This window comes from Entomohabitans teleogrylli, assembly GCF_001484765.1.
GTDB classification, from domain to species: domain Bacteria; phylum Pseudomonadota; class Gammaproteobacteria; order Enterobacterales; family Enterobacteriaceae; genus Entomohabitans; species Entomohabitans teleogrylli.
The window spans coordinates 59,751-72,662 of record NZ_KQ947381.1; the positions used below are offsets into that span (position 1 = coordinate 59,751).

Annotated in this window: 11 protein-coding genes; all 11 read left to right on the forward strand. The window is 54.6% G+C overall.

All coding sequences use genetic code 11. The features are described from left to right. Positions 1–153 precede the first annotated feature (153 nt). The gene (locus AQ981_RS10475; protein ID WP_058911699.1) at positions 154–687 is read left to right on the forward strand and encodes a helix-turn-helix transcriptional regulator; all 534 of its coding nucleotides are present in this window, start codon (positions 154–156) and stop codon (positions 685–687) included. A 190-nt stretch (positions 688–877) separates the two neighbouring features. After that, positions 878–1,405: a fimbrial protein gene (locus AQ981_RS10480; protein ID WP_058911700.1), complete on the forward strand. Its 528-nt coding sequence runs from the start codon at positions 878–880 to the stop codon at positions 1,403–1,405. A 98-nt stretch (positions 1,406–1,503) separates the two neighbouring features. Further along, the gene (locus AQ981_RS10485; protein ID WP_058911701.1) at positions 1,504–2,199 is read left to right on the forward strand and encodes a fimbrial biogenesis chaperone; all 696 of its coding nucleotides are present in this window, start codon (positions 1,504–1,506) and stop codon (positions 2,197–2,199) included. Between the two features lie 51 nt (positions 2,200–2,250). Continuing rightward, positions 2,251–4,803 carry a fimbria/pilus outer membrane usher protein gene (locus tag AQ981_RS10490; protein ID WP_058911702.1) on the forward strand — a complete coding sequence of 851 codons (2,553 nt, stop codon included), beginning with the start codon at positions 2,251–2,253 and terminating at the stop codon, positions 4,801–4,803. After that, positions 4,803–6,176, forward strand: coding sequence for a fimbrial protein (locus AQ981_RS10495; protein ID WP_071608869.1), 1,374 nt, complete (start codon positions 4,803–4,805; stop codon positions 6,174–6,176). Before AQ981_RS10490 ends, AQ981_RS10495 begins: the two co-directional genes overlap by 1 nt. An 11-nt stretch (positions 6,177–6,187) precedes the next feature. Continuing rightward, the gene (locus AQ981_RS10500; RefSeq protein ID WP_082683181.1) at positions 6,188–6,916 is read left to right on the forward strand and encodes a fimbrial biogenesis chaperone; all 729 of its coding nucleotides are present in this window, start codon (positions 6,188–6,190) and stop codon (positions 6,914–6,916) included. A gap of 1,709 nt (positions 6,917–8,625) precedes the next feature. Next, on the forward strand, positions 8,626–9,528 hold the full coding sequence (locus AQ981_RS10505) for an amino acid ABC transporter substrate-binding protein (protein WP_058911704.1): 903 nt from the start codon (positions 8,626–8,628) through the stop codon (positions 9,526–9,528). Between the two features lie 167 nt (positions 9,529–9,695). Next, a complete protein-coding gene (locus AQ981_RS10510) occupies positions 9,696–10,436 on the forward strand; it encodes an amino acid ABC transporter permease (protein ID WP_058911705.1) in 741 nt (246 codons plus the stop codon). Next, positions 10,437–11,111, forward strand: a complete 675-nt coding sequence (gene gltK / locus AQ981_RS10515; RefSeq protein WP_058911706.1) for a glutamate/aspartate ABC transporter permease GltK — start codon at positions 10,437–10,439, stop codon at positions 11,109–11,111. After that, a complete protein-coding gene (locus AQ981_RS10520; protein WP_058911707.1) occupies positions 11,111–11,836 on the forward strand; it encodes an amino acid ABC transporter ATP-binding protein in 726 nt (241 codons plus the stop codon). Before gltK ends, AQ981_RS10520 begins: the two co-directional genes overlap by 1 nt. Positions 11,837–11,965: 129 nt before the next feature. Next, a complete protein-coding gene (gene rihA / locus AQ981_RS10525) occupies positions 11,966–12,907 on the forward strand; it encodes a pyrimidine-specific ribonucleoside hydrolase RihA (RefSeq protein WP_058911708.1) in 942 nt (313 codons plus the stop codon). Positions 12,908–12,912 lie beyond the last annotated feature (5 nt).

Sequence of the window (12,912 nt, forward strand, 5' to 3'; positions counted from 1 at the left end):
GTATCCCGACAAGAACTGACAACTCAACCAGACAGACCGGAACGGCCTGCCGGTCAGGCATAAATCAACATTCGGATTCAGGGTACGGCAGTTACCGCCAGCCTTGATTCAGAAAATATATGACAGGCGGAACACTTTTATGGCAGTAACTTTATGGATAAAAAATTAACTCTACATTTCAGTAACAAATATATGGACCTGGCTATAAGAGCCCTGCTTGAGTCTGAGTGTTCTTTTTTATACAGAAAACTCCGTAGTCATATCTTCCAGCAGTTTGACATTATTTTATTAACCGACGATATCGTATCGTCCTCGGTGGGAAAGTTAAACGCCAATAAAGTGATGGTGGTGCATTTTGGCAATTACACCAGTGACTGGATAATTTCACTCTTCGGTTATGAGGTTATTACCTGGGAATGGCTACTTAGCGCCTCTGAGCCATGGCAGGATTTTCGCATCAATATTACCACGGCGGCGGGAAAATTAACGCCGAAGGAGGCAGTAGTATTGATCCAGATCTCCTCTGGCATCGATCAGAAAGAGATAGCAAAGCGACTGTCTTTATCATTAAAGAAAATCAGTCAATTAAAACGTGCCGGCATGTTAAAGCTGGGAATCAATAACCACCGGGATTTAATGGACTGGTTTCATTTCTGTTGCTCAAATTTCTCAACGAGGCGCAGATAAATACCCCATCCCGGACAATAGCGGCGAAACGCAAGTTAATAACGCCAGCGGTTGTTCAAATTTTAATTTCGCAACTTATTTTTTAATAACAGAAATAATTACGCCACATTTCCACAGCAACAGAACTCTGCCGCCGTGGAAATATGACCAAACCACACTTAACCCAGCATGAATTAAACAGGAAAATAGTATGAAAAAGATGCTTATCACCGCTCTGGCCTGCCTGCCGCTGAGCGTCATCGCCGCCAGTAACAACACCATCCAGTTTCAGGGTGAAGTCACTGAACAGACCTGTTCGGTCACGGTTAACGGCGCAGAGGCCAACCCCACCGTGTTACTACCGACGGTTACCGCATCGGCGCTGGACCAGGCGGCTAAAGTGGCGGGAATGACCAGATTCACCATTTCCCTGACCGGCTGTAGCGCCCCGACAGGCAGCGATCGGGCCGTTGGCATGGTGTTTGTCGCCAATAATCTGACGGAAAATGGCCGTATCGGTAATACCGGCACGGCCAAAAACGTCACTTTGCAACTTGTTGATCCGGCTTCACCGGGAAGCGCGTTGGATCTCACCGGCACCACTGCGGCGCCGGGTCTGGTGCTCGCTCAGGGGGCCACAACGGCATCCCATGATTTTGCCGTTCAGTACTACGCCGAAGCTGCGGCGCAAGCCGGCAGCGTCCTGGGTAGTGTGCAGTACGCCGTGACCTATCAGTAATCATGTCAGAACTCCTTCCGGAGGCGCTTTCTCCCGGAAGGAGACTATTCAGTCGTTTTTATTTTAAAGATTATTTTTTATTCAAGGTGGTTTTTACCATGAAAAAACGTGTTTTAGTCCTCTCTATTTGTGCATTACCGCTACTGGCAAATGCCAGCGTGGTGCTGGAGAATACCCGTATTATTTATGACGGCGGCAAAGAGGGAAAAACCGTCAAAATAACCAATAACGATGCCACCCCCTATATTGTTCAACTGTGGACCGATAGTGGAAATACTCATTCACGGCCAGGTGAAAGCAATGCGCCATTTATCATTTTGCCGCCCAGTTTCAAAATGACGCCGAATAGCGTACAAACCACCCGGATAATTTATAACGGCAGCCCATTACCCGGGGATCGGGAGTCAATATTTTATTTCAATATGGTGCAGGTACCTCCGGTGCAACAGAATCAGAATGCCATGGCGGTGGTGCTGAAAAACCGGGTGAAAATCTTTTATCGCCCCGCCGGCATCGCAGCGCCCGGCGCGCGCGCCCTGGAGGCCGGGCTGAGTTTCCGCGCCGCTGCCCGCGGGGTCAGCGTCACTAATCAATCGCCTTACTTTGTTTCCGTCGTCAGCGCGCTAATGAACTGCACAGGCAACAAAACAAAACTCAGCGTCGATATGGTAAAGCCGCTGAGTAACGACGCCCACTGGAGCGCCACAACCGCCGGACGCCCGGGCTGCACAATTGATTACACCTATGTCAATGACTTCGGCGGCAAGATAACGGCCCGCGCAAAAATTGAATAACGCGCTACGGACCGATCAATTCTCGTCTGACAAATGAGGTTTTCAGGCATTATGCTGTACAGACTACTGACGCCAAAATATCTTTTTGCGCTGCTGTTACCTGTATTTACTGGTAACGTTAGCGCTGAATCTAATCAGGATGAAAATAGACTAGCGCAGAACAGCGAACTCTATTTCGATCAGAATATGCTGGTCGGTGGCGGCAATGTGGAAAACCTTAATTTACTGAAATCTTCCGTAAGCCTCGCCCCCGGAGAATATCCGGTCGATGTTTATATTAATGATGAGTTTGTTTCACATCGTAGCGTCAGGTTTCACCCTGAAGATGACAACGGGCTCATTCCCTGCCTGGAGAAACAATATCTGATTGATGCCGGCGTCCTCGCCAGTGAAATCAACGACGGCTCCCGCTGCTCGCTGGCGGCCCGGATAGCGGGCGCCTCCGACTCGTTCAATGAAAACGAACTGCGCCTCAACCTGTTTATTCCACAAATAAAAATGCGCAGGGCAGCGCGCGGCGCGGTTCCGGAATCCAGTCTTGATGCCGGCAGCAACATGATGTTTGTTAACTATGACGCTAACTACTATCACAACCGTTCCTCGGGTATGGCGCAGGGCGCCGGCTATCTGGGGTTGAACAGCGGTATCAATATCGGTATATGGCAACTGCGTCAGCAATCCAGTTTTACCAGCACCCGCAGCGACGATCGGCACGACACCCGCTTCACGGCGTTGAATAGCTGGCTGCAACGTCCGCTGCTCGATCTGAAAAGCCAGATCGCTGTGGGGGATATCTATACTTCCGGCAACCAGTTCAGCAGCCTGGGGTTGTTCGGTATCCAGTTGGCCTCTGATGACCGGATGCTGCCGGACTCGCAGCGCGGTTATGCGCCAACTATCCGCGGTATTGCCCATACCAATGCCCGGGTGGTGGTAAAACAGTCCGGCAATGTGATTCACCAGACCAGCGTACCGCCGGGCGAATTCACTATTGATGATTTGTATCCCACCAGCTATCAGGGGGATCTGGATGTTGAGATTCAGGAAGCCGACGGAAGGCTGAGCTCTTTCACCGTACCATTCAGCGCGGTGCCGGAATCCGTCCGTCCGGGCCAGTTCAAATACCATCTGACACTCGGCCAGATACGCAACATCAACAACAGTAACGAGCTGGTGGCCGACATGACCGGGCGCTACGGGGTGGCGAATAACCTGACCTTGTCCGGCGGCCTGCGCGGCGCACAGGGCTATCAGGCCGCGCTGTTGGGCGGCGTTTTTACCCACAGCAGCGGCGCTTACGGGATAAACACGGTGTATTCCAGCGCCCGGGTGCCCGATAAAGGCGCCCAGCAGGGCTGGCGCTTCTCGGTGAACTACAGCAAAACTCTCGCACCGACGAACACCAGTCTCTCACTGGCCGCTTTCCGCCATTCCACGGCGGGGTTCTACGATCTCGGCGATGTTCTTGGAGCGCGCAGCGTTCAGGGACAGGCCAATAGCTGGATATCCAACACCTGGCAGCAGAGAAATCAGTTCACCGCTACGGTCAGCCAGTCGCTCGGTCAGTATGGGCATACCTATCTTTCCGGTTCCACCAGTGATTACCGCGGCGGTCGCAGCAACGATACCCAATTGCAGGCGGGATATAACTTTTCACTGAATAACATGTCATGGGGGCTGTCGTATGCCCGGCAAAAAACCGGCCGCGCCTACTACGGCAGCCAGAGTAGCGACAGCGCGACGCGCTTCAACAACGGCAGTACGGAGAACGTCATGATGCTTTCACTATCAATGCCGTTGGGCGGTTCGACCTCGTGGTCTAACTCATATAGCCGTAATACCGGCAGTGGTCGTGGTTACCAGATGCAGTCCGGACTTAATGGCTCCCTGGGTGAAAATAACCGGCTAAATTATGGTTTGTCAGCCACTTATGACCGCCAGCCGTTCGGCAACAGCGATACCAGCCTCAGCGGTTCGCTGCAAAAACAGTTTGCCAGCGCCACGGTCGGGGCCAGCGCGGCGAAAGGCCGTAACTACACGCAGAGCGGCATCAACGCGCGCGGCGCAGCGGTTGCCCATGCCGGTGGCCTGTCGTTCGGTCCTTATCTTGGCGACTCCTTCGCGCTGATTGAAGCCAAAGGCGCCGAGGGAGCGGCAGTCAAAAATGCCCAGGGGGCGCGGATCAGCGGCCAGGGGTATGCGCTAATGCCTTCTCTGACGCCGTATCGCTTTAACGAAGTGGTGCTCGATTCCCAGGGTATCAGCAATAGCAATGTTGAACTGGACAGCCAGTCCAGCCGCGTGGCGCCCTATGCCGGCGCGATGGTGACGGTAAAAGTGAAAACCAGCACCGGCTATCCGCTGCTGCTAAACTTTGATCCTGATAAATACCCGCTGGCGCTGGGTGAGGATGTCTACGATAACAGCGGTAATGTCGTCGGCATGGTCTCTCAGGGAGGCGTCATTTATGCCCGCGCCGTAAGTCTGTCCGGCGTGTTATATACCCGCGACAACCTGCGCTGCGCGCTGGCTTACAACGTGGCGGATAAAACGCCGGGCCAGCCGCTGTATCGCGCCACGACCACCTGTAAAGGAACCCAATAATGTCAGTGATGAATTCCCGGCGCCTGGCGCGAATTCGGACGCTGGCTCTGCTGGCGCTCAGCATCGCGGTGTATACCAGCGATACCCGGGCGGAGTGCTACCGGGTTAGCTATTCCAGCCTGCCGTCAACCAGCGCCAATAACTATGTCGAGCCTGGCGCCGGCACCTGGGGCGTCTGGAGTGGCGCTACAGATACCGCAGGCTCCAGCGGCGGGTTACCAGCGGTGATCAACATTAACAGTATGGCGTTTCAGCCGCAGGGTACAGTGATTGCCAGCGGTAGCGACGTTTTTTATAACCTGGGCGATGTTAAATACGATCCGGAACAGGTGCTGTTCCGCTGTACGCCGGAGGAAGCGCAAAACGGTGTGTATGAGTATTATGCCACCAACGGAGACTCAACCTATGGCGGCATGTACGATGACGGCGCCGCAGCGGGGTATCCGGAGGCTTACCGGACTTATTATCAGGGGATGGTGATTCGCCTCACCAACACCGTCACCGGCGAATACTATTCGCGCTACTGGAAAGCCCGCCAGTTGACCTCTCTGGATACTGATTCCAGAGGGTGGCTGCTAGTGAAAGCGAAAAACTTCAGCGGTGTGCGTACTGAGATCATCCGCATTAATAACAGCAACGGTAATACCGGGAGCGGCAATTATGGTCACACCCAGCCGGCCGGCTATATCGCCTTCAAAGGCGGCTCGCTCAGTTCCAATCTGAAGCCGGGGGCGGATTCCGCCTCGGTATACGGCGGCTGGCATAATAGCTGGCCTGGCGCTATCAACCTGTATAACCGGGTGACGATTCGCCGCTCGGCGACCTGTATGGTGTCCAACGTCACACCGAACGTAACGTTTCCAATGATTTCGGTGGCCAATCTGAATCAAAATATGACCCGCCAGGCACAGGTGCAGATCCAGTTTTATTGCCAGACTGGCGCGCCGGCCAACAGCGGGATGACGGCCTTTCAGAGCGGTACCGCCACTAACCAGACCGCCATGGGGATACTGGTGCAGCCGGAAAATGCCGCAGCGGCGGTTGCCCAGGGTTTCGGTACCGGCTCAGGCGGCGTGAGTTACCTGCTTTCCGATGGTTATGGCGTCGATCCCAATATCGCCACCGGCGTCGGTATCCGGATCAGCAATAAGAGTGGTCAGCCGCTGACGCTGTTAAGCGCACTGGCCAACTTTGGCGCCGGAGCGCCGGCGGGCTGGTATCCAGTGCTGGATGATGCCGATCGGGCTTCCAGCGCCGACGGACTGACTTATTACAACAAGACCCTGACCGCCACGCTGATGAAATTACCGGGTAAGACTGTCACTACCGGGAAAATTAAGGCCAGCGCCCAGGTGGTGATCCAGATTCAGTGACAGAGGCACATATGACAATAAGCATCTCCCTTGTTCGCCAGATAGTTTTGTGCTGGGTGCTGGTCGTCACTGGCGCGGCTCAGGCCGGGGTCCAGTTCAGCGCCTCGCGGGTTGTCTTTGATGATGCCAGCCGCGAACAAAGTTTTTCATTATCCAACCAGAATGATTACCCGGTGGTGATCCAGACCTGGGTCGATGACGGCGCCCTGAGCAGCAATGCCAGTTTCAGGGGTTCGCCGGTGATCACCTATCCGGGTATTTTTAAACTGGGGCCACGGGAGAGACGCAGTCTGCGTCTGATCAATAGCGCTATCGGGCAAAAAAGCGCCGACCGCGAGCGGTTGTTCTGGCTCAATGTACAGGTGTTATCCCCGAAAACCGCGCAGCAACGCGATACGGATAATCCGCAGTTGGATGTCTCGGTGCTGTTGAAATTTAAGCTTTTTTACCGTCCCCATACCCTGAAGGGACCGGCGTCATCGGCACTGGGGTCAATGCAGTTTCGCCGCGACGGGAATGCGCCGGATCGGCTGCTTATCAGCAATCCCACGCCCTGGTACGTGACGTTTAATCGCCTGAGCACAGGTAATACTCTCCTGCTGCAGGATGTGATGTTGCCGCCGGGAGGCAGTCAGGCGTTTCGTCTGCAGGCGCCCTTGCCTGCGGTTTCCGGGCTGGAATATGCGGTAGTGGATGATAGTGGGTTGGTGGTGGTTGGAAGGGTGAAGGTGGGGAGGTGAGGTTTTTTTGTTTACGCAGTGAGTCAGGAAGGTTGGTGATATACCGTTTTTTCTGGTCACTTTGTGTTTCTTGCTTTTTGTTGACTCCGGTTATCGGTGGGTGGGTGGGTCGGGGAGCATCCCTCTCCCGGTCTTGTCCGGCGGGCCGGTGTGATTCGACGTTCTGGTGTGGTATGCCAGTTGGCATTGGTCTGAGGGTGTGCTGTTTTTTCCACTCACGCGGTAGGTCGGATGTGAGTCTGAAGCTCCGCTTTTTTCCGTTCATGGTGTCAGCCGGGAATCTGTCTGATGCTCCGCTGTTTTTCCGTTCATGGTGTCAGCCGGGAGTGTGTCTGATGCATCGCTGTTTTTCCGTTCACTTTATGTGTCTTGCTCTTTGCTGACTCCGGTCATCAGTGAACGGGTCGGGGAGCGTCCCGCTCGCTCCCCGACACCCCTCGCGGCCCCGCAACGGAAATCGCCCGCTTCGCGGGAACTTCCACTCCCGGCCTTATCCCGCGGACCGGGCATGACTCGACGTCCTGTCTCGGCATGCCCTCCCGGCGCCATCCATGGCGCCAGGTCCTTGTCTCGCGGCCTTCGTTCCAGCGATTTCCAGCGGGGGGGTATGCCCCGCTGCCATTTTATTGTCTGGTTTGCAGCATCATTGTTGCGGTAAGACTGGTTTAATTCTTTGAAAAATAGCTGGAAGTCTGCGGGAAGTCTGCGGGAAGTCTGCGGGAAGTCTGCGGGAAGTCTGCGGGAAGTCTGCGGGAAGTCTGCAAAAAATTTGTAACAGCATCAAAGCAAAAACAAGCGCTCATCAACCGGAAACCTCTGTTTCTCAAAAGTTCTGATAACGCCCCCAGCAATCAACATGCCTTTTAAATCCCCGATTTCACCGCGGGGGGGTTGAGTCCGGCTTAAAATCGCCGGCAATTTTTGCGCATGGCCGGGGCAGGCCGGAGGGAACCGGCCTGAGGGTAAGCCGGCACAGGGATGTGCCGTCTTACCCGACCCGAAGCCAGACGCGAAAATTGACGGGTACCGCGCAGCGGCGATTTTACTGCCGGGAGCCCGGAGTGGAGAGGGGGCGGCGGCGAGCCCCCTCTCCCCGTTCACCTGGCGACAAAAACAAAATAAGGCGCTGACTTACGGTGAACGGAATCTCCTGCCAGGGCAAATAATAACCACAGCGAACGGAATTCATTGCCGCAGACTAAAAGTAAAAAAAACGACACCTGCCACCTCTCCCCGTTCACCTGGCGACAAAAGCAAAATAAGGCGCGGACTCACGGTGAACGGAATTCCTGCCCAGGCAAAAATGACACAGCGAACGAAATCTCCCACCCAGGAAAAATTACCACAGCGAACGGAATCCCTTACCGCAAGCCAAAAGTAAACCAGCGACACCCGCCCCCCTGGCACAAACCTTGCAACCCTATCCCAACACCATGGAACCCAATACACGGTATCTCCATGATTTGTAAACCCTGTGCACCACCCGGGGGCGCATTAAGCACCATAATGGTGCAAAGCAAATTTTTTGCCTCTTAATGGTGCGGCACACCTCGCAAAAATAAACAAAATACGCACAGTGCATTTACAATTAACTAAGTTAAGTGTTAACAAAAAAGCATCAAACTGCCCCATCCTGGCGCAGACACGATAACAACAACACACCACAAGGGTAGCGGCACCGTAACAGGTGCTCAGAAAAAGGAGTCGATATGCAATTACGTAAACTGGCCGCCGCAATGCTGGTCATGGGGATTGGCGCCGGTCTGGCCCACGCTGAAGACGCCCCGTCGTCCCAGACGCTGGACAAAATTAAGGCCAACGGCGTTATTGTGGTTGGTCACCGCGAATCTTCTGTTCCCTTTTCCTATTACGACAACCAGCAAAAAGTCGTGGGGTACTCTCAGGATTACTCCAACGCCATTGTCGAAGCCGTTAAAAAACAGCTCAATAAACCCGACCTGCAGGTCAAGCTGATTCCGATTACCTCACAGAACCGTATTCCACTGCTGCAGAACGGTACGTTCGACTTTGAATGCGGGTCCACCACCAACAACCTTGAACGCCAGAAACAGGCCGCGTTCTCTGACACCATCTTCGTGGTGGGCACCCGTCTGCTGGTGAAAAAAGACGGCCCGGTCAAAGATTTCGACGATCTGAAAGATAAAGCCGTCGTGGTGACCTCCGGTACCACTTCAGAAGTATTGCTGCACAAGCTCAACGATGAGAAAAAAATGAACATGCGCATCATCAGCGCTAAAGATCACGGTGACTCTTTCCGTACCCTGGAAAGCGGTCGCGCCGTCGCCTTTATGATGGATGACGCGCTGCTGGCCGGCGAACGCGCTAAAGCGAAAAAACCAGACCAGTGGGAAATCGTCGGTACTCCGCAGTCCAAAGAAGCCTACGGCTGTATGCTGCGTAAAGACGATCAGGGCTTCAAAAAGCTGATCGACGACACCATTGCCCAGGCCCAGACATCCGGCGAAGCGGAAAAATGGTTCGACAAGTGGTTCAAAAACCCGATTCCGCCCAAAAATCTCAACATGAATTTCGACCTGTCGGACGACATGAAAGCGCTGTTTAAGGAGCCGAACGATAAAGCACTGAACTGATCTTATTACAACCTATAAGGGGCGGGTCTCCCTGCCCTCCTGATTGACGACCAGAAGCCTGGACAGACTATGCGTCAGATGGCCGTTCCCCATCGGGCGTGAAAAGAAGATGCTTCTCATCAATCTTCGGGGGTAGCTCTGCTACCCTCTTTTTTTCGGAGTACATTATGTCTATAGACTGGAACTGGGGTATCTTTTTACAGCCCGCCCCGTTCGGCAACACCACTTATCTGGGCTGGCTATGGAGTGGATTTCAGGTCACTGTTTCCCTGTCCATCGCCGCATGGATTATCGCTTTTCTGGTAGGATCGGTGTTCGGGATCCTGCGCACTGTGCCTAATCGCTTTCTTTCCGGGATCGGTACCTGTTATGTGGAACTATTCCGCAACGTTCCGCTGATTGTTCAATTCTTTACCTGGTATCTGGTGATGCCGGAACTACTGCCGGAAGACCTCGGCATGTGGTTCAAATCGGAACTCGACCCTAACGTACAGTTCTTCGTTTCTTCTATGCTGTGTCTTGGGCTGTTTACCGCCGCCCGCGTCTGCGAACAGGTGCGCGCCGCGATCCAGTCTCTACCGCGCGGCCAGAAGAACGCCGGGCTGGCCATGGGCCTGACGCTGCCGCAGACCTATCGTTATGTGCTGCTGCCCAACGCCTACCGGGTGATTGTCCCCCCTATGACCTCGGAGATGATGAACCTGGTTAAAAACTCGGCCATCGCTTCAACCATCGGTCTGGTGGATATGGCGGCCCAGGCCGGGAAACTGCTTGACTATTCCGCCCACGCCTGGGAATCCTTTACCGCGATTACCCTCGCCTACGTAGCGATTAACGCCTTCATTATGCTGGTGATGAATCTGGTGGAACGCAAAGTTCGCCTTCCGGGCAATATGGGGGGCAAATAAATGTACGAATTCGACTGGAGTTCTATTGTACCCTCCCTGCCGTTCCTGATTCAGGGCATGGTGGTGACTCTGAAAATCACCCTGATCGCGATTGTGGTCGGGATTATCTGGGGTACCGTTCTGGCCGTGATGCGCCTCTCCAGCTTTAAGCCGGTAAGCTGGTTCGCCACCGCCTATGTTAACGTCTTCCGCTCAATTCCACTGGTCATGGTATTGCTGTGGTTTTACCTGATCGTTCCCGGTCTGCTGCAAAAAGTGCTCGGGCTGTCGCCAAAGACCGATATCCGCCTGATCTCGGCGATAGTCGCCTTCTCGCTGTTTGAAGCCGCCTACTATTCGGAAATTATTCGCGCCGGGATCCAGAGTATCTCACGCGGTCAGTCCTCGGCCGCGCTGGCGCTCGGGATGACCCACTGGCAGTCGATGAAACTGATCATCCTGCCTCAGGCGTTCCGCGCCATGGTACCGCTGTTGCTCACTCAGGGGATTGTCCTGTTTCAGGATACCTCGCTGGTGTACGTACTCAGCCTGGCGGACTTTTTCCGCACCGCCTCGACGATCGGCGAACGCGATGGGACGCAGGTCGAAATGATCCTGTTCGCCGGCGGCGTCTATTTTATTATCAGTCTGTGTGCCTCGCTGTTGGTCAGCTGGCTGAAGAAAAGGACAGTGTAATGATTTCCCTGAAAAATGTTTCTAAATGGTATGGTCACTTTCAGGTGCTGACCGATTGCTCCACGGAAGTGAAAAAAGGCGAAGTGGTGGTGGTATGCGGGCCCTCCGGCTCGGGTAAATCCACGCTGATTAAGACTGTCAACGGCCTGGAGCCGATTCAGCAGGGGGAGATTATCGTTAACGGTACCAAAGTGAACGACAGGAAAACTAACCTTGCCGAACTGCGCTCCCACGTCGGCATGGTGTTCCAACACTTTGAACTCTTCCCACACCTGTCGATTATCGAAAACCTGACGCTGGCGCAGGTCAAAGTACTGAAACGCGGTAAAGAAGCGTCGCGTGAAAAAGGGCTGAAACTGCTGGAGCGGGTCGGATTATCCGCCCACGCCAACAAATTCCCGGCCCAGCTTTCCGGCGGCCAGCAGCAGCGCGTGGCGATTGCCCGGGCGCTGTGTATGGACCCGGTCGCCATGCTGTTTGACGAGCCGACCTCAGCCCTCGACCCGGAAATGATCAATGAAGTGCTGGATGTCATGGTCGAACTGGCCCAGGAGGGGATGACCATGATGGTGGTCACCCATGAAATGGGCTTCGCCCGTAAGGTCGCCAGCCGGGTGATCTTTATGGATGAAGGCAGGATTGTCGAAGACTCTGAGAAAGAGGCTTTCTTCGCCAATCCGCAGTCCGAACGCGCCAAAGACTTCCTGGCGAAAATCCTTCACTAACCGCTACCCAGGGCGCATTCCGCCAGGAATTGCGCCCTGCCTCACGCTTTATTGCGCAACTCCTCGTTTCCATGTCTTTCTGGCGTTAACGTAATCACAGGAATGTGCTGATTAACCATGGAGAGAGATATGTCACTGCCTGTAGTACTGGATTGCGATCCGGGACACGACGACGCTATCGCCCTGATTCTGGCGCTGGCTTCCCCGGAAATTACCCTGAAAGCGGTCACCACATCGGCGGGCAACCAGACGCCGGAAAAAACCCTGCGCAACGCGCTGCGTATCCTGACGCTACTCGGGCGCCACGATATTCCGGTGGCGGGCGGCGCGCCGAAGCCATTGATGCGTCAGTTGATTATTGCCGATAACGTCCACGGGGAGAGCGGTCTTGACGGCCCGCAGTTGCCGGAACCCGGTTTCGCCCCGCAGCCCTGTACCGGCGTCGAACTGCTGGCCCGGGTGCTCAAAGAGAGCGATCGGCCGGTGACCGTCGTCGCTACCGGTCCGCTGACCAATATCGCTCTGCTGTTAACCAGCCATCCGCAGTTGCATCAAAAAATCGCCCAAATTGTCATCATGGGCGGCGCGGTCATGCTCGGCAACTGGACGCCGGCGGCGGAGTTTAATATTTATGTCGATCCCGAAGCGGCAGAGATTGTGTTCCAGTCTGGTCTGCCGCTGGTAATGGCCGGTCTGGACGTCACCCATAAAGCGCAGATTCTGGCGGCGGATATTGAGCGCTTACGGGCGATTGGCAACCCTGTAGCCGTTGCCGTCGCAGAACTGCTCGATTTCTTTATTGAATACCATAAGCAGGAGAAATGGGGATTTCAGGGCGCGCCGCTGCACGATCCCTGCACCATCGCCTGGCTGCTGAAACCAGAGATGTTCACCACCCTTCAGCGTTGGGTTGGGGTAGAAACCCAGGGGAAATACACTCAGGGCATGACGGTGGTCGACTACTATTCACTGACCGGCAAGCCGGCTAACGCCACAGTGATGATGGATATTGACCGCCAGGCTTTTGTCGATCTGCTGGCGGAACGCCTGCGTTTCTACGACGCCCGGTAGCGCAT